The organism is Streptomyces sp. NPDC053431 (assembly GCF_044544925.1).
In the GTDB taxonomy this organism is placed as follows: domain Bacteria; phylum Actinomycetota; class Actinomycetes; order Streptomycetales; family Streptomycetaceae; genus Streptomyces.
Genome location: NZ_JBITXX010000018.1, coordinates 16,589 through 42,459 on the forward strand (window position 1 = coordinate 16,589; position 25,871 = coordinate 42,459).

General features: G+C 72.8%; 20 protein-coding genes and 1 pseudogene. 2 read left to right on the plus strand and 19 right to left on the minus strand.

The features are described from left to right. Nucleotides 1-13: 13 nt before the first annotated feature. The 7 genes from ACIGXE_RS30995 to ACIGXE_RS31025 form a co-directional block, all read right to left on the minus strand. On the minus strand, nt 14-706 hold the full coding sequence (locus ACIGXE_RS30995) for an ABC transporter ATP-binding protein (RefSeq protein WP_399752517.1): 693 nt from the start codon (nt 704-706) through the stop codon (nt 14-16). Next, complete coding sequence (locus ACIGXE_RS31000) at nt 703-2,520, minus strand: dipeptide/oligopeptide/nickel ABC transporter permease/ATP-binding protein (protein ID WP_399752519.1); 1,818 nt, start codon at nt 2,518-2,520, stop codon at nt 703-705. The genes ACIGXE_RS30995 and ACIGXE_RS31000 overlap by 4 nt, the downstream gene beginning before the upstream one ends. Then, entirely contained in the window at nt 2,520-3,548 is a 1,029-nt protein-coding gene (locus ACIGXE_RS31005; RefSeq protein WP_399752520.1) for an ABC transporter permease, read from the minus strand. Before ACIGXE_RS31005 ends, ACIGXE_RS31000 begins: the two co-directional genes overlap by 1 nt. Then, complete coding sequence (locus tag ACIGXE_RS31010; protein WP_399752522.1) at nt 3,545-5,146, minus strand: ABC transporter substrate-binding protein; 1,602 nt, start codon at nt 5,144-5,146, stop codon at nt 3,545-3,547. Before ACIGXE_RS31010 ends, ACIGXE_RS31005 begins: the two co-directional genes overlap by 4 nt. Before the next feature lie 198 nt (nt 5,147-5,344). Beyond that, nucleotides 5,345-6,259 carry a serine hydrolase gene (locus tag ACIGXE_RS31015; RefSeq protein WP_399752523.1) on the minus strand — a complete coding sequence of 305 codons (915 nt, stop codon included), beginning with the start codon at nt 6,257-6,259 and terminating at the stop codon, nt 5,345-5,347. Then, the gene (locus ACIGXE_RS31020; RefSeq protein WP_399752526.1) at nt 6,256-7,293 is read right to left on the minus strand and encodes a serine hydrolase; all 1,038 of its coding nucleotides are present in this window, start codon (nt 7,291-7,293) and stop codon (nt 6,256-6,258) included. Before ACIGXE_RS31020 ends, ACIGXE_RS31015 begins: the two co-directional genes overlap by 4 nt. Before the next feature lie 23 nt (nt 7,294-7,316). Then, a complete protein-coding gene (locus tag ACIGXE_RS31025) occupies nt 7,317-8,642 on the minus strand; it encodes a serine hydrolase domain-containing protein (RefSeq protein ID WP_399752527.1) in 1,326 nt (441 codons plus the stop codon). Nucleotides 8,643-8,858: 216 nt separating this feature from the next. Here ACIGXE_RS31025 and ACIGXE_RS31030 point away from each other — a divergent pair, with 216 nt between their 5' ends. Further along, nucleotides 8,859-9,446: an isochorismatase family protein gene (locus ACIGXE_RS31030; RefSeq protein ID WP_399752529.1), complete on the plus strand. Its 588-nt coding sequence runs from the start codon at nt 8,859-8,861 to the stop codon at nt 9,444-9,446. Nucleotides 9,447-9,456: 10 nt separating this feature from the next. Here the strand turns inward: ACIGXE_RS31030 and ACIGXE_RS31035 are convergent, their stop codons facing one another. From ACIGXE_RS31035 to ACIGXE_RS31090, 12 genes and pseudogenes are all read right to left on the minus strand, one after another. Then, the gene (locus ACIGXE_RS31035) at nt 9,457-11,130 is read right to left on the minus strand and encodes a PucR family transcriptional regulator (protein ID WP_399752531.1); all 1,674 of its coding nucleotides are present in this window, start codon (nt 11,128-11,130) and stop codon (nt 9,457-9,459) included. Between the two features lie 69 nt (nt 11,131-11,199). Continuing rightward, the gene (locus tag ACIGXE_RS31040; protein ID WP_399752533.1) at nt 11,200-11,961 is read right to left on the minus strand and encodes an aspartate/glutamate racemase family protein; all 762 of its coding nucleotides are present in this window, start codon (nt 11,959-11,961) and stop codon (nt 11,200-11,202) included. Between the two features lie 210 nt (nt 11,962-12,171). Continuing rightward, entirely contained in the window at nt 12,172-13,590 is a 1,419-nt protein-coding gene (gene pntB, locus ACIGXE_RS31045; protein ID WP_399752534.1) for a Re/Si-specific NAD(P)(+) transhydrogenase subunit beta, read from the minus strand. A 1-nt stretch (nt 13,591) separates the two neighbouring features. Then, nucleotides 13,592-15,121, minus strand: a complete 1,530-nt coding sequence (locus ACIGXE_RS31050) for a Re/Si-specific NAD(P)(+) transhydrogenase subunit alpha (RefSeq protein ID WP_399752536.1) — start codon at nt 15,119-15,121, stop codon at nt 13,592-13,594. A 398-nt stretch (nt 15,122-15,519) separates the two neighbouring features. After that, on the minus strand, nt 15,520-15,711 hold the full coding sequence (locus ACIGXE_RS31055; protein ID WP_399752538.1) for a hypothetical protein: 192 nt from the start codon (nt 15,709-15,711) through the stop codon (nt 15,520-15,522). A 13-nt stretch (nt 15,712-15,724) separates the two neighbouring features. Then, complete coding sequence (locus tag ACIGXE_RS31060; protein ID WP_399752540.1) at nt 15,725-16,408, minus strand: HAD family hydrolase; 684 nt, start codon at nt 16,406-16,408, stop codon at nt 15,725-15,727. After that, nucleotides 16,405-17,160, minus strand: a complete 756-nt coding sequence (locus ACIGXE_RS31065; RefSeq protein ID WP_399752542.1) for an SDR family oxidoreductase — start codon at nt 17,158-17,160, stop codon at nt 16,405-16,407. Before ACIGXE_RS31065 ends, ACIGXE_RS31060 begins: the two co-directional genes overlap by 4 nt. Nucleotides 17,161-17,177: 17 nt before the next feature. Then, a complete protein-coding gene (locus ACIGXE_RS31070) occupies nt 17,178-18,404 on the minus strand; it encodes an acetyl-CoA C-acetyltransferase (protein WP_399752544.1) in 1,227 nt (408 codons plus the stop codon). Nucleotides 18,405-18,681: 277 nt separating this feature from the next. Continuing rightward, nucleotides 18,682-19,305, minus strand: a complete 624-nt coding sequence (locus tag ACIGXE_RS31075) for a TetR/AcrR family transcriptional regulator (protein ID WP_399752704.1) — start codon at nt 19,303-19,305, stop codon at nt 18,682-18,684. A gap of 11 nt (nt 19,306-19,316) precedes the next feature. Next, nucleotides 19,317-19,661 (minus strand): hypothetical protein, encoded by a 345-nt coding sequence (locus tag ACIGXE_RS31080; RefSeq protein ID WP_399752545.1) that lies wholly within the window; start codon nt 19,659-19,661, stop codon nt 19,317-19,319. Nucleotides 19,662-19,812: 151 nt separating this feature from the next. After that, a pseudogene (locus ACIGXE_RS31085) lies at nt 19,813-19,959 on the minus strand (hypothetical protein); the annotation flags it as partial. Nucleotides 19,960-20,046: 87 nt separating this feature from the next. Further along, nucleotides 20,047-22,542 (minus strand): SpoIIE family protein phosphatase, encoded by a 2,496-nt coding sequence (locus tag ACIGXE_RS31090; RefSeq protein WP_399752548.1) that lies wholly within the window; start codon nt 22,540-22,542, stop codon nt 20,047-20,049. A 588-nt stretch (nt 22,543-23,130) separates the two neighbouring features. Between ACIGXE_RS31090 and ACIGXE_RS31095 the strand changes: the two genes are divergently transcribed. Beyond that, nucleotides 23,131-25,719 (plus strand): SpoIIE family protein phosphatase, encoded by a 2,589-nt coding sequence (locus ACIGXE_RS31095; protein ID WP_399752550.1) that lies wholly within the window; start codon nt 23,131-23,133, stop codon nt 25,717-25,719. Nucleotides 25,720-25,871: the final 152 nt, after the last annotated feature.

The following is a 25,871-nucleotide window of genomic DNA, read 5'->3' on the forward strand; positions in this document are numbered from 1 at the left end:
CGCGACGGCGGGGTCAGGCGCGGGCCAGCCGCGGGACCGCGTCGAGCAGGGTGCGGGTGTACGGGTGACGGGGAGCGCCGATCACGTCCTCGACGGGGCCGGACTCCACGAGCCGGCCGTGGTGCATGACGGCGACGGAGTCGCAGACGTAGCGCACGACGGCGAGGTTGTGCGAGATGAACAGCATGGTCAGGCCGAGTTCGCCGCGCAGTTCGCGCAGGAGGTTGAGCACGGCTCCCTGGACGGAGACGTCGAGGGCGGAGGTGATCTCGTCGGCGATGAGCAGCTCGGGCCCGGCGGCGAGCGCGCGGGCGACGGCGACGCGCTGACGCTGGCCGCCGGACAGCTCACGAGGATACCTGCTCGCGTACGCGGCGGGCAGGGAGACCAGTTCGAGGAGCCGCCCGACCTCAGCCGCCCGCCCGGCGCGCGGGACGCGGGTGCCCTCGGCGATGGCGTCGCCGATGCTCATGCGCGGGTTCAGCGAGGAGTACGGGTCCTGGAAGACCATCTGGACGCGGCCGGGCGCGACGCCGGTGATCGTGCCCCGGTACGGGGTCAGGCCGGCCACGGCGCGGGCGAGCGTGGACTTCCCGGAGCCGGACTCCCCCACCAGGCCCGTCGCGGAGCCTCCCGGGACCTGCAGGCTGATGCCGTCGACGGCGGTGAAGGAGCCGTAGCGGACGGTGAGTCGGTCGATGTTCACAGGACCTCCCAGCAGGCCACACGGTGGTCTTCGGTACGGGCGACCAGCTTGGGGCGGATCGCGCAGCGCGCGGTGGCGAAGGCGCACCGGTCGGCGAAGGCACAGCCGTCCCCGATGTCGCCGGGCGCGGGCTGGCGGCCGGGGATCGTGGTGAGCGGACCCGACCGGTCGGTGTCCATGTCCGGCAGCGAGCCGACCAGCGCGCGGGTGTAGGGGTGGCGGGCGTAGTGCAGTCGGTCGGCGGGGAGTTCCTCGACGATCCGGCCCGCGTACATGACGGCGATCCGGTCGCACAGTTCGCTGACGACGGCGATGTCGTGGGAGATGAACAGGGCGCCGGCGCGCGTCTCGTCGACCACCTCGCGCAGCACCCGCAGCACCTCGCGCTGGACGGTGACGTCGAGGGCGGTGGTGGGCTCGTCCGCGATGACGAGCCGGGGCGTGCCCATCAGGCCCATGGCGATGACGGCGCGTTGGCGCATGCCGCCGGACAGCTCGTGCGCGTATCGCGCCGCGACCTGGGCCGGCCGCTCGATGCGGACCCGGCCGAGGCGTTCGACGGCGCGGGCCCGGGCCTCCGCGCGGGTGGCGCCGTCGTGCAGGGTCGCCACTTCGGCGAGCTGGCCGCCGACCCGGAGGGCCGGGTTGAGCGAGGAGGTGGGGTCCTGGAAGACCATCGCCAGGGACGAGCCGAGCAGCTTGCGGCGCTCCGCGTCCGTCAGGCCGTCCAGGTCCACCCCGTCGAGCAGCATGCGGGCGCTGCCGGCGAGGCCGGGGTAGGGGACGATGCGGCCGACGGCCGCGGCCGTCAGGCTCTTGCCGCTGCCCGATTCGCCGACCAGACCGACGATCTCGCCCGCGCGGACGGTCAGGGACACCTGGCGTACGGGGGTGATGCCGCCGGGGAAGGCGACGGTGAGGTCCCGTACCTCGAGCACGGCGTCCGGTACGGGCCGGTCCTGGGCGGGCGTCACCACGGGGGCGACGGGCTTGCCGACCGGTTCGCGGGTGTGGGCGGCGGCCCGGGCGAAGGTGTCGCCGAGGAGCATGAAGCCGAGGCCGGCGAGGCTGACGGCGAGGGCGGGGGCGACGACGACGGAGGGGGTGACGTAGACGTGCCCGAAGGCTTCGTTGAGCAGCCGCCCCCAGTCGTACGAGGGTGCCTGGACGCCCATGCCGAGGAAGGACATCGCGGACAGGCCGAGCAGGGCGCCGCCCATCGCCTGGGCCGTGTTGAGGATGAGCGGTTCGGCGATGTTGGGGAGGAGGTGCCGGGTGAGGATGCGGTGGCGGGGGACGCGCAGCATGCGGGCGGCGGCGATGTAGTCCGATCCCGCGACGGTCGCCGTCATGGTGTGGGTGAGCCGGGCGAAGGCCGGGGCGAGGGCGACGCCGATGCCGAGGACGGCGCCCTGCGCGCCGAGGCCGGCGACGACGGCGGTGAACATGGCGAGCAGCAGGGCGGGGAAGGCCACGAGGAGGTCGACGGTGGCGACGACCACGCGGCCCGCCGGGCGCGGCAGGATCTGCGGCAGGGTGCCGAGGAGGATGCCGGAGACGGTGCCGACGAGGGTGGCCAGGAAGGCGAGCCCGAGGGTGAGCCGGGTGTCGACGAGGGTCCGGGCGAGCAGGTCCCGGCCGAGGGCGTCGGTGCCGAGCAGGTGCGCGGACGAGGCTCCCTGGGCGATCTCCTCGGGATTGATCCGGTCGGCGGCGTCCTGCCAGATCGGCGGTCCGACGACGGCGAGGAGGACCATGAGGGCGACGAGTACGGCGCCCAGCAGGCCGGCGGGGTTTCTCAGCAGACGGCGCATCAGCCCTCCCTGGAGGTGGCGGCGGACCGGGACGACTTGGGGTCGAGGATCCCGAGGAGGAGGTCGACGAGGAAGTTGACGACGAGGACGAGCGCGCCGTAGACGAGGATCATGGCCTGCGCCACGGGGTAGTCCTTCTGGGTGATGGCCTCGACGGTGCGCAGGCCGAGACCGGGCCAGGCGAAGACGTTCTCGACGAGGACGCTGCCGGTGATCAGACCGCTGAGCAGCAGGCCGCCCATGGTCAGGGTCGCGGTCAGGGTGTTGGGCAGCAGGTGCACCGCGTAGAGCCGCCGTGCGGGCAGGCGTTTGGCGTGGGCCAGGCGCATGTAGTCGGTGTCGAGTTCGCGCAGGGTCTCCACCCGGGCCAGCCGGGCGATCATCGCGGCCGGTGCGACGGCTAGGGCGGTGACGGGCAGCACGAAGGAGGCGGGCCCGGTGAGTCCGGCGGGCGGGAAGAGGCCGAGGCCCAGGGCGAGCACGAGCAGCAGCGCCAGACCGTAGAGGTACTCGGGGATGGCGACGGCGGCACCGGTGAGCATGGTGAAGGCGGTCTCGGTGCCCCGGCGGCGTCCGTGGTGGGTGCGGACCGCGGCCCACAGGCCCAGCGGTACGGCCACGGCGAGGGCGACGAGGGTGGCGAGGACCGCGAGGGCCAGGGTGTTGGGCAGGCCCTGTCCGATGATGTCGCTCACCGGTTGGGAGGAGAAGAACGAGGTGCCGAGGTCTCCGGAGAGCAACTGCCGGACGTAGTGGCTGAACTGGGTGAGCAGCGGCTGGTCGAGCCCGAGTTCGCGTCTGCGGAGGTCGACGAGTTCCTTCGGCGCGGTCGGGCCGAGCATCTGGCGCAGCGGGTCGCCGGGGATCAGGTGGATCATCGCGAACGACGCCACGACGAGCACGGCGAGGGAGCCCGCCAGGCGCAGCAGCTGTCGTGCGAGGAAGCGCGGGGTCAGCCGCCGGGTGCGGCGGGGTGCGGCGGCCGGGGCCGCCTCGTGCGGGGTGAGGGCATCGGTCCTGGTGGTCACTTCCGTCCTCCCGTCATACGGATCGACGTCGCGTCGAAGAGGCCCGAGGTGATGCGGAAGGTGGCGTTGTGGGCGGCGACGGTGACGGTCTTGTCGACGACGGGGACGATGTCGCCGCTGTCGAGCAGGGCGTGCTCCGACCGGTCCCAGAGCGCGCAGCCGGCGGTGCCGGGCAGCCGGCTCGCCTCGGTGGTGAGCTTCTCGTAGGCGGTGTTGGTGAGGTGGGCGAAGTTGCCGCCGTCGGGGGTGAAAGGGCCGGACAGCGTGCCGAGCAGCTGGGTGGGCAGGGTGACGCCGAGGGGCGCCCAGTCCACGTCCCAGTCCTGGGTGACCGCTTCGACCTCGCCGTAGGCGGCGTCGGACACCGCCCGCAGCCGGACGTCGACGCCGACCTTCTTCCAGGCCTGGGCCAGGTATTCGGCGGCGGCCGCCATCGTCTCGCCGGACGACGTGCCGTAGATCATGCGGAGGGTGAGCCGCTTGCCCGCCTTCACGCGGATGCCGTCGGGGCCGCGGAGCCAGCCCGCGGCGTGCAGCGCGGACTGGGCCTCGAGCGGGTCGAAGGCGGGCAGGTGGCCGGTGACGGTGTCGCCGGGGCAGGGCTTGGGTTCCATGACCAGGCCGGTGGGGGCGCGGCCGGTGCCGCCGGTGGCGATCGCCCCGAGGGAGTGGAGGTCGACGGCCTGGAGCAGGGCCTCGCGGACGGCGGGGTCGCTGCCGGGGTGGCCGGGGCCCTGGTGGAAGAAGAACTCCTGGGTGCCGTTGGCCTGCACGGTGGTGGTCACGCCGGGGACGGCGACCCGGGCGCGGTCGGGGCCGGCGAGCTGTGCGCCGTTGAGCTGGTGGGAGAGCAGGAGGTTGGCGGTCGTCGACTCGCTGCCGACGACCTTGAGCACGACCGAGCCGGGCATGGCGGGATCGGCGGTGGTCGCCCCGTCCGGCCCCCAGGCGTAGTCGGCGCGCTTGGCGAAGGTGTAGCTCTCGTTCGGCTCGGCGGAGGTGAGCCGGAAGGGGCCGGATCCGGAGGTGCCGCTCCGCAGCAGGGCGCGGTCCTTCAGGCCCGCTCCGCAGACGACGAAGAGGTAGCGGGTGCTCTGCAGGATGAAGGCGAAGGGCTCGGGCGTCGACAGGGTCACGGTGCGGGCCGTGTCGTCCGCCTTCGCGGTGAGGCCCTCGGGGACCACGACGCCGTACGCGGGCGACTTGGTGGCGGGGTCGGTGACGTGGGCGACGTTGGCGGCGACGGTGCTCGCGGTCACCGGGCTGCCGTCGGCGCAGGTGACGCCGCGGCGCAGGGTGAAGGTGACGGAGGCGGGCCTGACGTCCCACTTCTCGGCGAGTCCGGTGACGATCCGGCCGTCGGGGCCGGCGTGCACCAGGGTGTCGTACGCCAGCGACAGCGCGGTGTAGGTGGTCGTGTTCTGGACCTGGGCGGGGTCGAGCAGTCCCGGGTCGCTCTTGATCGCGTAGCTGAAGGCGTCGCCGCCGGACGATCCGGCCCGGGTGACGCTGCCGCAGCCGGCCGCCAGCAGTGACACCGCGAGAAAGGCGGACATCGCCTTGGCCCTGTGCGTCCAGGGCTTCAGAGGGGGCTTCATTGGGGGACTCCTTGGAGCGGGAGAGTTGCCCCACAGTCGCGGCTCGTGGCCGGAATTGATTCAGCCGGAGCGACGAAAACGGCCGGGCCCGTTGGGTGGCGGGTCCCAAGCCGCGCGACGGCCTCGGAGACACGTGGGCCCCGGACCGCGAGGGGTGCGGTCCGGGGCCGGTCGGTACGGGAGGAGGACACCGGCTCGTCACGTTCCGGCGCGGAGGTGGTCGACGGCGATCCGGGCGGCGCGGCCGATCGCGCGGTCCGCGAGGGGCTGCCGCTCGGCCGCGGTGGACGTGCGCAGGAAGACGCCCACGGCGTAGCGCTTGCCGTCGGGGTACGTGACCACGCCGGCCTCGTTGCGTACGGCGAAGTCGGTGCCGGTCTTCCCGGCGAGCCGCACGCCCGCCTCGGGGAAGCCGGACACCAGCCGGTGCTGCCAGACCTGTCGGGCCATGATGTCCCGGACCTCGGCACAGGCCCGCGCCGGGCCGGCCTCGTCCCGCCAGATGGCGGCGAGCAGCGCGGTGACCTCGCGGGGTGTGCTCGACGGGCTGCTGCCAGGGGCGCAGGCGCCGAGGGCGAGGAGCCTCTCGTCGGGGACGCCCGCCAGTTGCTCGTCGAGGGAGCGGCCCGGGGCGAGCCCGAGTTCCCGGCGGATGTCGTCGTCGAGGGCGGCGCAGGAGGAGAAACCGAAGCCGGGGAAGCCGAGCTCGTCCAGGGTGGCGCGGACCCGGTCGGGCCCGACGACGTCCAGGAGCAGGTCGGTGGCCGCGTTGTCGCTGATCGTCATCATCATGAAGGCGAGGTCGCGGGCGCTCATCTCGACGTCGTACGCGCAGCCGTCGGTGCCGCTGCCGCCGGCCCGGTAGGCGGAGGTGACGGTGTGGCGCCGGGCCGGGTCGAGTTCGCCGGCCGCCGCCTGCCGTGCGTACTCCAGGGCGATGGGGATCTTGAAGACGGACGCCAGGACGACCCGGGTGTCGGCGCCGTGGCCGAACTCCGCCTCCGTGTCGAGGTCGCGGACGTGGACGGACCCGGCGACCCGGGCCTCCGCGAAGGTGGACGAGAGCGCGGTGTGGACCTGGTCGGCACCGGCCGTCCGCGCGGCTGTGGTCATGGCGTCTCCTGGGGTGGGGTGGCGGCCGGTGCCCGGCGCAGGTGGTCGACGGCGGTCCGGGCGGCCCGGCCGATCGCCGCGTCGGCGGCCGGGTCACGGCCGCCGAGGGCGGGGGTGCGCAGGAAGACCGCGACGGCGTAGCGGCCGCCGTCGGGGTACTCGACGACGGCGGCCTCGTTGAGCACGCCCCACAGGGAGCCGTTCTTGGCCGCGACGCGGACGCCGTCGTCGAAGCCCGCGACGAGGCGGTGGGTGGACAGCTGACGGCTCATGAGCTCGCGGACCTCGGCGCACGCTTCGGCGGGCCCTGCCCGGTCGCGCCAGATCGCCGTCAGCATGGACGTGATCTCCCGTGGCGTGCTGTGCGCGGAACGGGTGGGGTCGAGCATGGCCAGGCCCCTGATCCGCTCCTCGCTCACCCGGTCGAGCTGGGCGTCGAGGTCGCCGTCCGGGTCGAGGCCGAGCTCTTCCCAGACCGGGTCCCACAGCTCGCGGTAACGCCCGACGGGCAGCCGCGGGCAGCCGAGTTCGGCGGCCACGGCGCGTACCCGGTCCGTGCCCAGGATCTCCATGAGCTTGTCGGTGGCCGCGTTGTCGCTCATGGAGAGCATGAAGAAGGCCAGGTCGCGGGTGCTCATGGTGACGTCGTGGCGGCAGCTGTCGGTCCCGATGCCGCCGCCCTCGCGATGGGCGGCGGTGACGGTGTGCCGGGCGGCCCGGTCGAGGGCTCCGGCCGCCGCCTGACGGGCGTAGGCGACGGCGACGGGGATCTTGCGGATCGAGGCGACGACGACGGGGGCGTCGGCGCGGAACGCGACCTCATGACCGACGCCGTCGGTGCCGGTGCCGGTGCCGGTGCCACCGTCGCTCCTGCTGCCTCGGACGCTGCCGCCGACGCTGCCGCCGTCGCCGTTGCTGTCGATGTCGATGTCGATGTCGATGTCGCGGGCGTGGAGGAAGCCCTCGACTCCGGCCTCGTCGAAGACCGCCCGCAGAGCGGCGGTCACCTCGTCGACGCTGGTGGGTGGTGCCATGGAGAGGTCCAATCGTGCGGCGGTCAGCGACACTTGGGGGTGGCGCGGCCGCTGTGGTGGAGGTAGGAGGGGCCGCCGGGGCGCTGCTCGAACACCACCGCGTCCCAGACCGAGTCGTCCTCGTCGCGGCCGACGAAGGTGGTCGCGTCGACGGCGACGAGGTCGAGGGTGCGGGAGCGGGCGAGTCCGACGAGGATGCCGGTGGGTTCCGTGCGCAGGCGGAGCCGGCCCTCGTGCGAGGTGACGTGGATCCGGCTGCCGGCACGTTCGTACACGCCGGTGAAGGGTTCGACGTCGACGTGGACGGGTCGCTCGGGCGGCGCGAGGGGGGCGGGGACCTCGATCCCGTGCAGGTCCCCGAGGAGTTCGGTGGCGAGACGGTGCTGGAACTCGACGCTCCGACCGCCGTTGATCATCACGGCGACGACCGTGCCGAGCTCGGGCAGGACCCAGAGGGCGGCGTGCTGGCCGATGGTGTCGCCGGTGTGGGAGACGACCTCGTGCCCGTCCCACTCGTCCAGGCTCCAGCCGATGCCCCACTGCCGTCCGCCGGTGTGCGGATTGGGCAGGTCGGCCTGTGGCCGCCGGAGCGCGGCGGGGTCGGCGAGGAGCGCTCCAGGGGTGAGGTGGGCGCGGCCGAAGGCGACCACGTCGGCGGCCCGGGCGCAGATCAGTCCCGCAGGGCCGACGGACCGGGGCAGTCCCCACCGCGGCACCACGGCACCGTGCTCGTCGTGGCCGACGGCGGCGCCGAAGCGCAGCACGTCCTCCGGCAGGGTCCAGGTGTGGGTGAGGCCGAGCGGGTCGCAGATCTGCTCCCGCAGGGCCTGGTCCCACCCGGTGCCGGTGAGCCGCTCGACGACCCGACCCGCGATGACGAACCCGGAGTTGCAGTACGAGTGGGAGTCCCCGACGGGAAAGGTCTGCTCCAGGTCGGCGCACGCCTCGACGTACCGGCGCAGGCAGTCGTCGCCGCGGCCGGTGTCCAGGAACAGGTCGCCGTCGATGCCCGAGGTGTGGGTGAGCAGATGGCGCAGGGTGATCGTCGCGGTGGCGCGGGGGTCGCCCACCCGGAACTCCGGCAGGATCTCGGCGACGGGCGTGTCCGCCGTGACCCGGCCCTCTTCCACCAGCAGCATCAGCTGGGTCGCGGTCCACACCTTGGTGACCGAGCCGATCTGGAACAGCGCGTCGGGGTGCGCGGGCGCCCCGGTCGCGGTGTTGAGGACGCCGGCGGCGCACGCGTGGAGCTCGCCGCCGTACCAGAACGCCAGGCTCGCGCCGGGCACCTCGGAGTCGGCGGCGAGCGCCGCGAGACGGCTCGCCCAGTGCTCGATGTCGGCCTTCACGCTCGCCCTCCGGATGGCTCGATGGGTGTGGTCGCGGCTCGATGTGCCGGGTCACCGCTCGATGTGCTGGGCCGGAAGCGTACGTACGGAGGCACCCCTCATGGTTCGTACGGGGATACGAACGCGCAGGTCGGAGCTTGGTCCGGGGGACGACTCCGGGGGAGGCGGGCGTTCCTAGGGTGGCGTGCACCCGACGTACGAGGAGACGAGACGACGATGCCGCTGATCGACCGCGACGACTGCGCCCTGGTGATCATCGATGTGCAGACCGATTTCTACCCGCCCCAGCGGCTCGACGTGGACCGGCAGCGGTTTCAGGACATGGTGGGGCGCATCGCCTGGATCACGTCCGTGGCGGACCGCCTGGAGATCCCGGTCGTGGTGACCGAGGAGGACCCGGCCGCCAGTGGCCACACGGTGCCGGAGATCCGCGAAACGCTGCCGGCCGAGGCGGTCACGCTGCCGAAGAACGCCTTCGCCGTGTGGGACAACCCCGACATCGCCACCGCGATCGAGGCCACCGGGCGTACGACGACGATCCTGGTCGGCATCGAGACGGACATCTGCGTGGCGCACTCGGCGATCCAGCTGCACCACGCGGGCAAGCGCGTCGTGGTCGTGGACGACGCCGCCTACTCCCCCGGCCCGGCGCACGAGCGGGGTCTGCGGCGGCTTGCGGGCCGGGGCATCGAGACGCTGTCCACCAAGGAGCTGTTCTACGACTGGATGCGCACCATCGAGGCCGCGGACGCCTTCCACGACACCCACGCGGACCTGACGCTGCCGCCGGGCGTGCGGCTCTGACCGGGGTCTCTCAGTCGAGTCCGGCGGCGGGGCGCGGGTCTTCGGCCCCCGCCCCGCCGCCGCTCTGCGGGCCCAGGAGGCGCAGCTGTAGCATCGCGGCGAACCTCGCGGCCGGGTCCCGGAGATCGATCTCCCCGACTTCGGCGACCCGGCGGATGCGGTAGCGGAAGGTGTTCGGGTGGACGAACACGCTCGCCGAGGCGGTGATGACGTCCCCGAAGGCGTCCAGCCAGGCCCGCAGCGTCTCCACCAGGTGGGCGTTGTGCTTCGCGTCGTACGCGACGAGGCGGGCGAGGGGGCCGGAGAGCTCGTCGCGGTTGGCGACGGCCAGGTCCCGCAACTCCAGCAGCAGTGCGTCCACGTACACGTCGGCGATCGAGGCCACGCGCCTGCCGGTCCGGCCGGTGAACAGCACGCGCAGCGCCCGGTCGGCGTTGGCCCGGGAGCGCGGGAGCGCCGCCGGTTCCTCGGCGACCGAGCCGATCCCGACGACGGCGCCGGCCCGGTCGCCGGTGCGCCGGAGGAAGTCGGCGGCCACGTGCAGGGCGCGCTCCCGTGCGTGGGCGCCGTCGCCCGGGACGGGGAACAGCGCGTACGCCACGTCGCCGAGCAGTGCCACCGCGGATCGCGGCTGTACGGCGGTGAGGTGCACGGCCAGGGCGGCGGCGAGCCGCTGGCGCTCGGCGGTGACGTGGGCGTGGTCCTCGCCGTGCTCGGCCGCCAGACCCATGGCCAGGACCAGGGTGGGTTCGTCGACGAGGCCGAGCCGGCCGAGTGCCTCGACCGCTCCGGCCCCGCCCTCCAGCGCGGTCGTGACGAGGTCGGCCCGCAAGCGGTACTCCGCGTCCGTGCCCGCCCGGAAGCGCAGCATGTGGAGGGCGACCAGTTTGGCCGCTTCCAGGAAGGCCTTCTCCCGCTCCGGGGTGAGCGGCTTGCGCAGCGCCGCCCACACGGAGCCGAGGAACTCGTCGCCGGCGCGCACGGCGACCGCGACCCGCGGCAGCGCCACTTCGCCGCCGAGGGTGGGCGGGGGCACGTGGACGAGGCCCTCGCTCCGGTACAGCTCCTTGAAGACGCCGTGCTCCTCGTGGTGGCGCAGATAGCGTTCGGGGACCTGGCGGGCCAGGATGCTCTCGACCCGGGGGGCGTCGGCCTCGTCCTGGCGTCCGGAGAAGGCGAGGATGCGGGAGCGGCGGTCCTCGATGGTGACGGGGGCGTCGAGGAGGGTGGCGATGGCGTTGGCCAGGGCGAAGAGGTCCCCGGACGGCACCCCGCCCAGGGTCTGTTCCTCGCCCTCCCCCACGTCGCCTTCGGCGAGCAGGGTGCGCAGCATGGCCGCGAGCTGGGCCCAGGAGGCTCCGGGGGTGAGGGCGAGCAGGGCGATGCCGGTCTCGTCGACGACCGGCGCCAGCTCGTCGGCGTCGGCGACGGGGCCGCGGACGACGAGGGCGGTGGCGCCGAGCGCGGCGAGGTGGCGCAGCAGCCGGCCGGTCTGCTCCGCGCCGTGGACGCCGACGCCGAGCACGATGGCGCGCTCCGGGTGGTGCTGCTCGTCGTACGGGTCGTGGATGCCGACGCCGCCGATCTCCCCGGCCGCGTCGGGGTCGCCGTACACCAGGTCCAGAAGCGTGTGGCCGAAGTCCTCGAGCACCCGGCCGAGGCTTCGGGCGGGGTGCGTCGACATGTGCCTGATCATCTCCGCAGGTTAGGACGCGCACGGCCCTGCGATGTGGTGCCTGCGGACGAGGATACGTCAGCCGGTTCGTCCCCCGGTACGAACGGCAAGGGCGGGGCCCGGGGCCGCCGCGGGGCGCCAGAGGCGGGAGACGGCGGCTTCGGCCAGGGCGTCGGTCGAGTCGACCAGCGGCAGCACCCGGGAGGCCGCCGAGCTGATCAGCGGTATCTCGGTGCAGGCTGCGACGACCGTCTGCGCGCCGCGCTCCCGGAGGCTCTCGGTCGCCGTGGCGATCCAGCTCTCGGGCGCGGCGGGGGCGGCGCCGGCCTTGACCGCGCGGATCGCCGCGTCCACGTACTCCTCCTGTACGGGGCCGGAGACCTGGACCACGTCGAGTCCGAGCCGGGCACCGGCCCGCTCGTACAGGCCGGTCAGGCGGGTCCCCCGGGTCGCCAGGACGCCCACCCGTTCGAGCCCCGGCCTGCGGCGGGCCGCTGTCTCGAGCGCGGCCCTGATCATGTCGAGCACCTCGACCCCGGTGGCCCTGGACAGCTGCTCGACGTAGGCGTGCGCGGTGTTGCAGGGCACGGCGATGCAGCTGACTCCGGCGCGCTGCAGCCAGCGGGCGCCCTCGACGAGGGCGGGCACGGGCGACGGTCCTTCTCCCAGCAGGGCCGCGGTCCGGTCGGGGACCGCGGGATCGGCCCAGATGAGCACGGGCAGATGGGCCTGGTCGGATCCGGCCGGGGTGCGCTGGACGAGCCGCCGGTAGAAGTCGGCCGTGGCGAGGGGGCCCATCCCGCCGAGGATGCCGAGGGTCGGACGGGTGACGTGACGCATGGCGGGGCGGCCTTTCCGTTTCTCCCGCCGTCGTCCGCGGGGCTCCACGGGATCCTCGTCCGATCGGGAGGGCGGGACGTCGTCGCCGGGGCCGAAAGGTCCGACCGGGATCGGTACGTCACCACGAAGGCCGGCCGGAAGGCGAGACGGGCAACCCGGCTCGCCTTCCGGCGCCGTGAGGCGCCCCGGAGAGGGACGGCCTCACGCGGATCAGAGCGCGCCGACGATGTCCTCCACCCGGTCCTTCGCGTCGCCGAAGAGCATGGCGGTGTTCTCCTTGAAGAAGAGCGGGTTCTGGACGCCCGCGTATCCGGAGGCCATCGAGCGCTTGAACACGATGACCTTCTCCGCCTCCCAGACGGTGAGCACCGGCATGCCCGCGATCGGGCTGCTGGGGTCCTCGGCGCCGGCCGGGTTGACGGTGTCGTTGGCGCCGATGACCAGGACGACGTCGGTCCGGGCGAAGTCCTCGTTGATCTCGTCCATTTCGAGGACGATGTCGTACGGCACCTTGGCCTCGGCGAGGAGCACGTTCATGTGGCCGGGCAGGCGGCCGGCGACCGGGTGGATGCCGAAGCGCACGTCGACGCCCTTCGCGCGCAGCTTCGAGGTGAGCTCCGCGACCGGGTACTGCGCCTGCGCCACGGCCATGCCGTAGCCGGGCGTGATGACCACCGAGCGGGCGGAGCCGAGGAGTTCGGCGGCGCCCTGGGCGGTGATCTCCGTGTGCTCGCCGTAGTCGACGTCGGAGCCCGCGGGCGCCTCGATGCCGAAGCCGCCGGCGATGACGGAGAGGAAGGAGCGGTTCATCGCCTTGCACATGATGTAGGACAGGTAGGCACCGGAGGAGCCGACCAGCGCGCCGGTGATGATCAGCAGGTCGTTGCCGAGCAGGAAGCCGGAGGCCGCCGCGGCCCAGCCGGAGTAGCTGTTGAGCATCGAGACCACGACCGGCATGTCACCGCCGCCGATCGAGGCCACCAGGTGCCAGCCGAGGGCCAGCGCGAGGACGGTCACGGTGATCAGCAGCCACAGCTCCGGCGTGATCACGAACCACACCGTGAGGGCGAGGAAGAGGCCGAGCGCGCCGAGGTTCAGGGCGTTCTTCCCGGGCAGCACCAGCGGCTTGGAATCGATCCGCGCCGAGAGCTTCAGGTTCGCCACGATGGAGCCGGTGAAGGTCACCGCGCCGATGAACAGGCCGATGAACACCTCGGCGTGGTGGATGCCGAGCGTGCCCAGCGCGTCCAGCGCCTTGGCCTCGTGGCCGGCCGGGTCGTGCTCGACGTTCAGGAAGCCGTTCCAGCTGACCAGCACGGCCGCCAGACCGACGAAGGAGTGCAGCAGCGCGATCAGTTCGGGCATGCCGGTCATCTCGACGCCACGGGCCCGCTGCACACCGACCAGCGCCCCGATGAGCATCGCCACGGCCATCAGGCCGAGGCCCGCGGTGCTGACGTCACCGTCCACCGCGAGCACGACCGTCGCGACCAGCGCGACGCCCATGCCGAGCATGCCGAAGGCGTTGCCGAGCCGCGCCGACTCGTGCTTGGAGAGTCCTGCCAGCGCGAGGATGAACAGCAGCGCGGCAACGAGGTAGGCCGCCTGGGCGGCAAGGGTCGCAGACATGTCAGCTCCGGTTGAACATGGCGAGCATGCGACGCGTCACCGCGAAGCCGCCGAAGACGTTGATACTGGCCAGAAGGATCGCGACGAACGACAGCACGGTGACCGCCGTGCTCGAGTGGCCGATCTGCAGGAGCGCGCCGACGACGATGATCCCGGAGATCGCGTTCGTCACCGACATCAGCGGCGTGTGCAGGGCGTGGTGCACATGACCGATCACGTAGTAGCCGATCACGATCGCGAGCACGAAGACCGTCACGTGGGGCAGCAGCGCCGCGGGGGCGAACCCGGCGGTGAGGAAGAGCGCCAGGGCGCCCAGGGCCACGCCGCCGAACTTCTGCTTCGCCGTCATCGGCGCCTTCTTCGGCTTCGGCGCCTCCGCCGGGGCCGCCGCGGGCGCGGGGGCCGGGGCCGCCGAGACCTGGACCGGCGGGGGCGGCCAGGCCGACTCGCCCGCGCGGACGACGGTGATCGAGCGCTGCACCGGGTCGTCCCAGTCGAGGACCAGACGCCCGTCCTTCTCCGGCGTCATCAGCTTCAGCAGGTTCACCAGGTTCGTGCCGTACAGCTGCGAGGCCTGCGCCGGCAGCCGGCCCGCCAGGTCGGTGTAACCGATGATCGTCACGCCGTTCTCCGTGACGACCTTCTCGCCCTTCACGGTGCCCTCGACGTTGCCGCCGTTGGCGGCCGCCATGTCGACGATCACCGAACCCGGCTTCATGCTCGCCACCATCTCCGCGGTGACCAGCGTCGGCGCGGGACGCCCCGGGATGAGCGCGGTGGTGATGACGATGTCGACCTCACGGCACTGCGCGGCGTACAACTCGGCCTCGCGCGCCTTGTAGTCGTCGCCCATCTCCTTGGCGTAGCCCGTCTTCGAGACCTCCACCTCCGGAGACTCGATCGACAGGTACTCGCCGCCCAGCGACCGCACCTGGTCGGCCACCTCGGGCCGCGGGTCGGTCGCCCGTACGATCGCACCGAGCGAGCCCGCCGCACCGATCGCCGCCAGACCGGCGACGCCCGCGCCCGCGACGAGCACCTTCGCCGGCGGCACCTTGCCCGCCGCCGTCACCTGACCGGTGAAGAACCGCCCGAACTCGTGCGCCGCCTCGACCACGGCCCGGTAGCCGGCGATGTTCGCCATCGACGACAGCACGTCCATCGACTGCGCCCGGCTGATGCGCGGCACGGCGTCCATCGACAGCGCCGTGAAGGGCCGGCGGCCCAGGTCCTCGACCATCGCCGGGTCGAACGCCGGCGCGAACAGGGCGATCACCGTCGCCTCCGGCCGCACCCCGTCCAGCTGGGCCGCGCTCGGGGCGTTGACGCCCAGCACCACGTCCGCGGCGGTCGCGTCACCGACGGTCGCACCGGACACCTCGTAGGCGCTGTCGGTGAAGCCGGCCGCGATCCCCGCGCCCGGGTCGACGACGACCTCGTACCCCAGTTTGCGGATCTGTTCGATCGTGGCCGGCGTGGCCGCGACGCGACTCTCACCTGCCCGCGCTTCCTTGAGGACTCCGACAATCACAAGTGTTCTCCGTTTCCCTGCTCAGGCCGTCAACGGCTTGTTCTCGAGGAGATCAGAAGTGCGCCCGCCTTGATCCGGAGCACGCCGCTCAGCTTGACCGTCCTGGGCTCCGCTTGCACAGCTCCCCTTGGTGAGGTGTACGCAACATTGCTAGCGGGCACGTGACGCCCGCACCGTGGCCTGACCGCGCGGCTCGGTCGTGGCCAGGGCGTTCTTGCGCACCTCGTCCGGGCCGTCGGCGAACCGCAGGGTCCGGATGTGTACGTACATATTGGCCAGTACGAAGTCCCGGGACGGCGCGCCGGCGCCGTGGCTGCTCGGCCGGGTACCCGTGCCGGTCCGTTAAGTCGAGCAGCGACGCGCGCGGTTCCTCGGTCCCGGGGTCGAACCGAAGTGCATCAGTGCTTCTCGTTCAGGGCGGAGAGTCCGGCGTCCAGGAGCGGATCGGTCGCGTCGCCGTCCGCGCCGTGGTTGACGGCCATCCGCACGCCCCGCAGGTCGTACACCTCCCGGCAGAGCATCGGGCGCTCCAGCTCGGCGATGCCGTGGAAGACGGTCGCGGGCGCGGGGGGGGTGGGGGTGTCGGTCATGCCGGTGTGTCGGTCATGCCGGTGATCCGTTCGGCGAGGGGCGCAGGCCCGGGACGAGGGCGGCGAGTGCCGCGCGGGTGGAGGAGGCGTCGACGTGCAGGTGGGCCCGCATGCCGACGGCCCGCGCGCCGAGCACGTTGGGCTCGGCGTCGTCGACGAAGAGCACGCGTCCGGCGGTGACGCCGAGCCGCGCCAGGGTCAGCTCGTATATCGGGGCGAGTGGCTTGCGCAGGCCGACCTCGCCGGAGATGACGACGGGGTCGAACAGCGCGTCGATCAGCTCGCGCGGGTAGGTGTTGCCCCAGCTGTTGGACAGGAGGGCGACCCGGATACCGAGCTCGCGCAGCTCCTCGACGAGCGCGAGCATTGCCGGGTCGTGCCGCATGCCGGCGAAGAGCCGGGCGAGCAGGCCGACCGGCTCGACCGGCCGGCCGTCGGTCGTGGTGAGCTCGGCGGCGAGCAGGGCGTCGAACTCGGCGACGGTCAGCTCGCCGGTCTCCAGGCGGTGGATCGGTGTGCCGGCGGGTGCGCCGCGGCCCAGCCAGGCCTTGAGGGCCCGGGAGAAGGACTGCGGCTCGATGCCGTCGGCCTCGATCCAGGCCTCGATCGAGTCCTTGACGGGCGCGGTGAGCACGCCGCCGTAGTCGAGGACGACGGCCTCGACCGGTGCGGTCGGCGGCTCGGCGGCGCCGCTCATTCGGCCGCTCCGACGAGTGTGACGCCGCCGTCGACGACGACGGTCTGGCCGGTGAGCCAGGCGGCGTCCTCGGAGAGCAGGAAGGCGACGACACCGCCGATGTCCTCGGGCTCGCCCAGCCGCTTCAGCGGGTACCCGGCCGCCAGCCGTTCCTCGCGGCCCTCGTACAGGGCGGTGGCGAACTTGGTCTTGACGACCGCCGGCGCGACCGCGTTGATCCGGATGTCCGGGCCCAGTTCGACGGCCAGCAGCTCGGTCATCGAGATCAGCATCGCCTTGCTGGCGCCGTACATGCCGATCATGGGCGCTGGCCGGACGCCGGAGACCGAGGAGACGTTGACGATCGCACCGCCGTGCTCCTTCATCCACGCCTCGTGGACGGCCTGGGTCCAGGAGAGCGCGGCGAGGCAGTTGATCTCCACGATCTTGCGGGCGGCCGCCAGGTCGAGCTCGATCATCGGGCCGTACACCGGGTTGACGCCGGTGTTGTTCACCAGCAGGTCCACGCTGCCGAAGGCCTCGATCGCCTGGCGGATCGTGTCGGCCTGGTGCTCGCGGTCGTCGGCCTTGCCGGCGACGCCCAGCGCGTGGGCGGGACCGCCCAGGCCGGCGACCGCCGTGTCCAGCGTGTCCTTGGTGCGGCCGGTGACGACGACCCGGGCGCCCTCGGCGACGAGCCGCTCGGCGACGGCCAGGCCGATGCCACGGCTGGCACCGGTGACGATCGCGGTCTTTCCCTCGAAACGCTTCATGTCTTCCGTGCCCCTTCTCAGCTCAGCCGCTCGATGACCATGGCCATGCCCATGCCGCCGCCGACGCACATGGACTCGACGCCGAACTGCTTGTCGTGCCACTGGAGCGAGTTGACGAGCGTGGCGGTGATGCGCGCGCCGGTCATGCCGAACGGGTGGCCGACGGCGATGGCGCCGCCGTTGACGTTGAGCTTCTCCAGCGGGATGCCGAGCTGCTGCGCGGAGCCGAGCGCCTGTACGGCGAACGCCTCGTTGATCTCGAAGAGGTCGATGTCGTCGAGGCCGAGGCCGGCGCTCTTCAGCGCGGCGGGGATCGCCTCGACCGGGCCGAGGCCCATGATCTCCGGGGACAGTCCGGTGACGGCCGTCGAGACGATCCGGGCGAGCGGGGTGAGGCCGAGCTCCCGGGCCCGGGTGTCGCTCATGATCACCAGGGCGGCGGCGCCGTCGTTGAGCGGGCAGGCGTTGCCGGCGGTCACGGTGCCGTCGGGGCGGAACACCGGCTTGAGCCCGCTCACGCCTTCGAGGGTGGTGCCGGGGCGGGGGCCGTCGTCGGTGGTGACGACGGTGCCGTCGGGGAGGGTGACCGGGGTGATCTCGCGGGCCCAGAAGCCCTCCTCGATGCGCTGGACGGCGAGGTTCTGGCTGCGGACGGCGAAGGCGTCCTGCTCCTCCCGCGACATGCCCAGGATCTGCTGCACGTTCTCGGCGGTCTGGCCCATGGTGATGTAGACGTCCGGCAGCACGCCGGTCTCGCGCGGGTCGGTCCAGGCGTCCCCGCCGCCCTGCGCGCGCTCGTGGGTGCGCCGGCCGGCCTCGCCGAAGGCGGGGTTGAGGATGTCGTGGCCCGGGATGTGGTCGCTGGTGCCGTTGTCGAAGTGGCTGACCGACTCCACACCGGCGGATAGGTACGCGTGGCCCTCGCCGGCCCTGATCGCGTGGAAGGCCATCCGGGTGGTCTGGAGGGACGACGAGCAGTACCGGGTGACGGTGGTCCCGGGCAGGTGGTCGTAGCCGAGGAGCACGGCGATGTTGCGGCCCATGTTCCAGCCCTGCTCACCGCCGGGCAGACCGCAGCCCAGCATCAGGTCGGTGATCTCGCGCGGGTCGAGCCCGGGCACCTTGTCCAGCGCCGCGCGGACCATCCGCACGGTCAGTTCGTCGGCGCGCATGTCCTTCAGCGAGCCCTTGCCGGCGCTGCCGATCGGGGACCGGGCAGCCGAGACGATCACTGCTTCGGGCATGTGCCCTCACTTTCCATGCTAAGCGGTTGCTTACTCAAGGAGGGCCCACTGTGCATGAGCGGCGGAAGGCCGTCAACAGGTGGTCGGGGCAAGGCGGAATGACTTATGTCATGGTGCGCGCACCGCGCATCGGCGCCATCGTGAAGGACGAGCTGCGCCCTTCGGGAGGGCGCGGACGCCCGCCCCCGCAGCGGCGGCCACGGCGGCCCGGCGGGATGGGGTCGGCGGGCGCTGATGCCCGGCGGGCAGGGTCAGCGCTGATGCCCGGCGGGCGGGGTCAGCGGGCGCTGATGCCGGCCAGGAACAGGTCCGCGAACGTGCGGGCGACCTCGGCCGCGGAGGAGGCGCCTTCGGGGCGCCACCACATCGGCAGATGGTGCACCGAGCCGAAGCAGTAGTCGACGGCCAGCTCCGCGCTGACGTCGGCACGGAAGACGCCCTCGCGCTGCCCCTCGACGACGAGCGCCCGGAAGGTCTCGTGATAGCGCCGGCGCTCCCGCCGTACCTGGCGCTGGTTCTCCTCGGCGAGCTGGTGCAGCGACCGGAAGAAGATCGTGGCGCTCTCGAGGTTCTCGATCGTCGTCACCACAACGTCGGACACCGCGGCGTGGACGCGCTCCGCCACGGGCAGGTCCATCGCCACCACGGCGTCGAGGCGTTCGGTCTGCATCCGCAGCACCCGCAGGTAGATCTCGTGGAGCAGGTCGTCCTTGGAGGGGAAGTAGTGGTACATCGCGCCCTTGGTGACGCCCGCGGCGCGCACCACGTCCGCCACCGACGTCCCTTCGAAGCCCTTCTCGGCGAAGAGCTGCAGCGCCGCGTCCAGCAAACGCTCGGGCACCGTGCGCCCGTTGACGGTCGCCGGCGGGCGGCCCCTGCGGCGCCCCTGCTCCGTGGACAAGACCCGATCTCCTAGCGCCGCTTCGGAGCCTTCGGGGCATACGTCCCGAGGTACGCGGTCATGAGGCGGCGCGCTTCGTCGATCGTGGCGTCGTCGCCCCTCCGGGAGTCCTTGAAGGCCACGCCGAACACCCGGTCGGCGGCCTCGTAGACGACCTCCACGGCGAGCCGGGGCGTGTCGGCGGCGATCAGCCCACGGTCGACCAGACGGCGCCGGAGCTGCTCGGCCTGCGCCTTGCCCCAGGTCTCTTCGAGCTCCACGAGCACCGGGCTGCGCCCGGGGGCGTACCAGAGCTCCACCACGCTCGGGTGCTCGCGGCAGTAGGCGAGCTGCGGGTCGATGAACGCGTCGATCACCTCGCGCAGGGTGCCGAGACCCGGGTCGTCCGCCGCCTCGGCGACGAGCGCCTCGATGTCCTCGCAGCCGCCGCATGAGCGCGGCGTCCACCTGGTTCCGGTCGGCGAAGTAGTGGTACACGGACGCGGTGGGAATGCCGGCCCGCCTGCCGATGGCACCGAGCGTGGCGGCCCCGTACCCCTCCTCGGCGAGGATCTCGTCGGCGGCGTCGAGGATCGCCTGCACGCGCCGCACGCCGCGGCGCTGCACGGGCGCCGGGCGTGAAGCCAGTTGGGGCGCCCCCGAGTTCCCGATCACGAGTCGAGAATATCAGCCGGACGACGGAAGATCGTTGAAAGACGACCGACTTGCGGCACCCCTGAAGGCAGCCGTCTCCGTGGCGATTCAGGCCCCGGTCACGTCTCCGAAGGCGTCTCCGAAGGGGGCTGCGAAGGGGTCTCCGAAGAGGTCGAGACCCCCTGCGTCCGTGCCGATCGGGACCTCGGCCCAGATCGTCTTCCCCTCGCGGGTGTAACGCGTGCCCCATCGATCGGCGAGCTGGGCGACCAGGAACAACCCGCGGCCGCCCTCCTCGTCCGGCCGTGCCCGCCGCAGATGCGGCGAGGTCTCGCGGCCGTCCGACACCTCGCAGATCAGGGCCCGGTCCCTGTCCCGCAGAAGCCGCAGATCCACCGGCGGAGCCCCGTACCGGATCGCGTTGGTGACCAGTTCACTGACGATCAACTCGACCGCGAAACCCACGGAGTCGAGACCCCAGTCGGCCAACCGCGCGTTCGTGGCCGCCCGCGCTCCGGCCACCCTCGCCGGATCCGGATCGATGCGCCAGCCGGCCACGTCCTCCTCGGCCAGGGCGTGGACCCCGACCAGGAGGAGCGCCGCGTCGTCGCGCGCGTCGGCGGACGACCCGGACGCGACGATCCGGTCCCGGAGCGCCGCCGGACGCAGTCCGGAGTGCTCGTCCAGCGTCCGGCACAAAGCGGCGACCCCCTCGTCGGGATCCTGCCCGCCGCCCGTCACCAGCCCGTCGGTGAACAACGCGAGCAGGCTGCTCTCCGCGATCTCGAACTCGGCCGACTCGAACGGCATCCCTCCGACGCCCAGGGGCAGGCCGACGGGGATGTCCAGCGGCTCGGCGGTCCCGCCGGGGGCGACCAGGACCGGTGGCAGATGACCCGCGCCGGCGACGGCACACCGGCCGTGGACGGGGTCGTACACCAGGTACAGACATCGGGCGCCGACCGCCGGGTCCGTGCCGTTCGCCTCCTTCGGGTCGATGCCGATCCGCGCCTGCCCGACCAGGTCGTCGAGCCGCCCGAGGAGCTCGTCCGGGGCGAGGTCGAGCGCGGCCAGAGCGCGTACGGTCGTCCTCAACCGCCCCATGGTGACGGCGGCGTGCAGCCCGTGGCCCACCACGTCGCCCACCACCAGCCCGACGCGGGCGCCGGACAGCGGAATCACGTCGTACCAGTCGCCACCGACCCCCGTAGGCCCTCCACCGGGGGCGTAGTGGTGGGCGCTCTCCACGGCGGTGTGCTCCGGCAGCTCCTGCGGGAGCAGATTGCGCTGGAACAGCAGCGCGGTGGCGTGCTCCTGGGCGTAACGCCGTCCGTTGTCGAGACACACCGCCGCATGTGCGACCAACTCGGCGGCCAGCGCGCGGTCGGCGGCGTCGAAAGGGACGCGCGCGGCGGTGCGCAGCAGAGTGACCGTCCCGAGCCTCCCGCCGCCGGCCCCGAGGGGAAGCACGAGCTTCCTGTCATCGGTGGGCGTCTCCTTCGCGGGATCCTCCCCCGTCCCGTCCGTCGGCCCCTCCCTCAGCTCCTCTCTCGGCTCCTCCGTCCCGTCAGTCGGCCCCTCCCTCCGCTCCTCTCTCGGCTCCTCCGTGGGGGCGTCGTGACCCGCGGCCGCGGCGCCTCCGCGGGCGATCCGCCGCGACGGCGTCGGGACGCCCCGGGGAACGGCCTCCTCACCGGTGAATACGGACTCCGCCAGGTCGACCCGAGCCGAGTCCGCGAAGTCGGGGACGACCACGGCCAATAGCTCCTCGCACGTCCGGACCCCGTCCAGCGTCGTTCCGACGCTGCTGGAGCGGCTCAGCAGCTCGAGCCGGCGCTGGGCCTCGTAGCGCTCGGTGATCTCGAACGCCGACTCGCACACGCCCAGGTAACGCCCCGCGGCGTCCTGCAGGCGGAAGTAGGAGCAGGACCAGACGCGCCGGTGGGCGGGGTCGCCCGGCAGGGGGGTCCGGTAGTGGACGTCGATGACGGGTTCGCCGGTGCGGTAGACCTGCTCGATCACCGATTCGAGCGAGCGGCCACCCGAGGGCGAGACGATCTCGCCCTCCGGGAGGATCTCCCGCACGGCCACCTCGAACCACTCCTCGCGCCGAAGGCCGAGCTGCTCCTCCGTCGCGGGGTTGACCCACTTCACGCGGCTGTTCTCGTCGATCACGGTCAGCGAGAGCGGCGACTGGGTCGACAGCCCGCCGAGCATGGCCTGGTCGGTCGCCCAGCGCTCCATCCGCTCGGCCTCGACGGACACGAGGCCCCAGGCCGCGGTGGTGGGCCGGGCGCCGGCGGGACCGAGGCGCAGCACGTACAGGACCACGTCCGCGACACCCCCGTCGCGGGTGCGCAAGGCCCACCTGCCGCCCCAGGAGTCGACGGGCCGGTCCGGTGCGAAGAGCGGACGTCCGTCGACGGGGACGAGGCAGTCGCGGGCCGGCTGTCCGATGACGTCCTCGGCCGGGTAGCCGTAGAGCTCCTGGGCCGCGGCGTCCCAGCCGATGATGTCGCCCCGGTGGTCGAGCACGGCCGTCGCCATGGTCCGCAGGCTGAACGGAGTGCCGGACCGCTGCTCCCCTGCCCCGGGCGTTGTCATGGCGGCCTCCCCACGGACGGCCCCCCTCGTCAGGCTACGCCGCGTAGCGGGGGAACCGCTCGACGGAGCCGGAGCACCGCTCGACCGAGCCGGAGGACCGCTCGACCGGGCCGGAGCACCGCTCGCCCCGGGCCGGAGCACCGCCCGACCGAGCCGGAGCACCGCTCGACCGAGCCGGAGCACCGCTCGACGGAGCCGGAAGACCGCTCGACCGGGCCGGAGGACCGCGGGACACGGCTCACGCCGCGTGACGTCCGCCCCCCGCGCACCTCCGGAACCCGGCCGGGCGCCTCGCCCTCGACCCCGACCCGTCACCGTCGGTGGCCGGCTCTCCCCCTGGGCGGCACCGCCGATCGGCCGGCCGGGCGCCGAACGCCGGGGCTGCCGCAGAACACCCTCGTCCTGACCGACACCGGTGAGATCGTGGGGTCGCGGCCGGTGCCTACCGTCCGTGGCCGGGCCGGGGCCCCGGGGAAGTGCTACAACTGGGGTTGTGGCCCCGACCCGTCTCCCGCGCCCGGCGTCCCGGTGCGGTCGAAGCTAGGCAGAAGATTCGGAAGCGTCGCCGGACAGGTCTTCGTCCTTCAGGTGGCGATCGTGGTGCTGCTCGCCGCCGGAGCCCTGCTGGCGCTGTTGCTGCAGTCGCAGCACGACGTCGACCGTGAGGCGCGCGACCGGTCGGTCTCCGTGGCGCAGACCTTCGCGAAGTCCCTCGGCCTGCAGGAGGCGCTGAAGTCACCGGACCCGTCCGCGATCCTGCAGCCCGCGGCCGAGGAGACGCGGAAGGTCGCGGGGGTGGACTTCATCGTGGTGATGGACACCCACGGCATCCGCTACAGCCATCCGCAGCCCGAGCGCATCGGCGAGCGGTTCGTGGGCACCATCGAGCCCTCGCTCGCCGGCCAGGTGCACACCGAGAGTGTGGACGGGCCACTCGGCAAGGAGATCCAGGCGATCGTGCCGGTCACCGCGCCCGACGGCAAGGTCGTCGCCCTGGTCTCGGCGGGCCTGACGGTGGAGAGCGTGACCGGCATCGCCGACAGCCAGCTTCCGGTCATCCTCCTGGCCATCGCCGGCGGCCTGGCGCTGGCGACCGTGGGGACGGCACTGATCAGCCGGAGACTGCGCCGCCAGACCCACGGGCTCGGCACGCAGGAGATGACCCGCATGTACGAGCACCACGACGCGGTGCTGCACGCCGTCCGCGAAGGGGTGCTGATCACCGACGCCGAGGGACGGCTGCTCCTGGCGAACGACGAGGCCGGAAGGCTGCTCGACCTGCCGGACGACGCCGAGGGGCGCCCCGTCGACGAGGTCGGCATGGACCGCCGGATGGCGGACCTGCTGCTGTCCGGCCGGATCGCCACCGACGAGGTGCTGGAGGCCGGGGACCGGTTGCTCGTGGTCAATCAGCGGCCCACCCACTCCGGAGGCCGTCCGCAGGGCTCGGCGGTCACCATCCGCGACTCCACCGAGATGCGGCTGCTGAGCAGCCGGGCGGAGACGGCCCGCAGGCGGCTCAAGCTGCTCTACGACGCCGGGGGTGACATCGGCACCACCCTCGACGTGGTGCGGACCGCGGAGGAGCTGGCCGACGTCGCCGTCCCCCGGTTCGCGGACTTCGTCACGGTCGACCTGGCCGACCCGGTGCTGAACGGCGACGAGCCCGGGCCGGGCGCCGACATGCGACGCACGGCGGTCAACGGCATCCGCTCCGACCACCCGCTGTACCCGCTCGGCAGCCTGATCGACTTCCTGCCCTCCACCCCGCAGGCCCGCGGGTACGGCACGGGCGCGGCCGAACTCGTACCCGATCTGCGTGACGCGCCGGGCTGGCACGCGCAGGACCCGCCCCGGACGTCGGCGATCGTCGACTACGGGATCCACTCGCTCATCGCCGCCCCGCTGAAGGCCAGGGGGGTCGTGCTCGGGGTGGTCAACTTCTGGCGGTCGGAGAAACCGGAACCGTTCGACGAGGACGACCTGTCCCTGGCCGAGGAGCTCGTCGGGCGCGCCGCGGTCACCATGGACAACGCCCGCCGCTACACGCGCGAACACCATCTCGCCGTGACGCTCCAGCGCAGCCTGCTGCCGCAGGATCTGCCCGAGCAGAGCGCCATGGACATCGCGCACTTCTACCAGCCCGCGCAGTCCGGAGTGGGCGGCGACTGGTTCGACGTGATCGCGCTGCCGGGCAGCCGCGTCGGGCTCGTCGTCGGAGACGTCGTGGGGCACGGTCTGCACGCCGCGGCCACCATGGGGCGGCTGCGCACGGCGGTGCACAACTTCTCCTCCCTGGACCTGCCGCCGGACGAACTCCTCGCCCGTCTCGACAACCTCGTCCAGCGCATGGACCAGGAAGGCGACAGCGCCGCGCCGAACGGCGGCGTCCTGGGCGCGACCTGCCTGTACGCCGTATACGACCCGGTCTCCCAGAACTGCACCATGGCACGGGCGGGACACATGCCTCCGCTCGTGGTGGCCCCGGACGGCACGACGACGATCTCGGAACTGCCGGCCGGCCCCCCGCTGGGGCTGGGAGGCATGCCGTTCGAGTCCATGGATCTGCACCTGGCGGAGGGCAGTCAGCTCGTCCTGTACACCGACGGGCTGGTCGAGGAGCGGAGCCGGGACATCGCGGAGGGGGTGGAGAGGCTGCGCACGGCGCTGACCCACCCGGACCGCGACCCGCACGCCAGCCGCCGCGCCGTACTCGACGCGCTGCTTCCCAGCCGCCCGTCCGACGACATCGCGCTGCTCATCGCCCGGACCCGGACCCTGGGCCCCGGCCGGGTCGCCCAGTGGGACGTACCGTTCGACCCGAGCGAGGTCGGCGCCGTACGCGCCCTCGCGGCGGAGCGGCTCGAGGAGTGGGGCCTGGAGGAGCTGGCGTTCACCACGGAACTGATCCTCAGTGAGCTCATCACCAACGCCATCCGGTACGGCGCCGCGCCGGTCCGCGTCCGTCTGCTGCGCGATCGCACCCTGACCTGCGAGGTGTGGGACGGCAGCAGTACCGCCCCGCACCTGCGGTACGCCGCCAGCACGGACGAGGGAGGCCGCGGACTGTTCCTGGTGGCGCAGCTCAGCGAGCACTGGGGCGCCCGGTACACGCCGGAAGGCAAGGTCATCTGGGCCGAACAGATCCTGCCCTCCGACGACTTCGGCCTCTCGTAGGCCGGAGAGGCGGCGGGCGCGGAGGGCGGCGCGGCCCCCGAGGCGCCTGCGAGCGTGGTGGCACCTGTCCCCTTGTCAGCGGGTTCGCCCCTCCTTACCGTTGTTCCGCGAGTCCTTGGCCCGGCGGGTCCACCGGCCCGCGTCGGCCATTT

Bases quoted from the DNA above. Each gene is read 5' to 3' on its own strand.
- ACIGXE_RS31000 (WP_399752519.1), bottom strand. From the start codon at position 2,520: ATGCGCCGTCTGCTGAGAAACCCCGCCGGCCTGCTGGGCGCCGTACTC.
- ACIGXE_RS31010 (WP_399752522.1), bottom strand. From the start codon at position 5,146: ATGAAGCCCCCTCTGAAGCCCTGGACGCACAGGGCCAAGGCGATGTCC.
- ACIGXE_RS31015 (WP_399752523.1), bottom strand. From the start codon at position 6,259: ATGACCACAGCCGCGCGGACGGCCGGTGCCGACCAGGTCCACACCGCG.
- ACIGXE_RS31020 (WP_399752526.1), bottom strand. From the start codon at position 7,293: ATGGCACCACCCACCAGCGTCGACGAGGTGACCGCCGCTCTGCGGGCG.
- ACIGXE_RS31030 (WP_399752529.1), top strand. From the start codon at position 8,859: ATGCCGCTGATCGACCGCGACGACTGCGCCCTGGTGATCATCGATGTG.
- ACIGXE_RS31035 (WP_399752531.1), bottom strand. From the start codon at position 11,130: ATGTCGACGCACCCCGCCCGAAGCCTCGGCCGGGTGCTCGAGGACTTC.
- ACIGXE_RS31040 (WP_399752533.1), bottom strand. From the start codon at position 11,961: ATGCGTCACGTCACCCGTCCGACCCTCGGCATCCTCGGCGGGATGGGC.
- pntB (WP_399752534.1), bottom strand. From the start codon at position 13,590: ATGTCTGCGACCCTTGCCGCCCAGGCGGCCTACCTCGTTGCCGCGCTG.
- ACIGXE_RS31055 (WP_399752538.1), bottom strand. From the start codon at position 15,711: ATGACCGACACCCCCACCCCCCCCGCGCCCGCGACCGTCTTCCACGGC.
- ACIGXE_RS31060 (WP_399752540.1), bottom strand. From the start codon at position 16,408: ATGAGCGGCGCCGCCGAGCCGCCGACCGCACCGGTCGAGGCCGTCGTC.
- ACIGXE_RS31065 (WP_399752542.1), bottom strand. From the start codon at position 17,160: ATGAAGCGTTTCGAGGGAAAGACCGCGATCGTCACCGGTGCCAGCCGT.
- ACIGXE_RS31070 (WP_399752544.1), bottom strand. From the start codon at position 18,404: ATGCCCGAAGCAGTGATCGTCTCGGCTGCCCGGTCCCCGATCGGCAGC.
- ACIGXE_RS31090 (WP_399752548.1), bottom strand. From the start codon at position 22,542: ATGACAACGCCCGGGGCAGGGGAGCAGCGGTCCGGCACTCCGTTCAGC.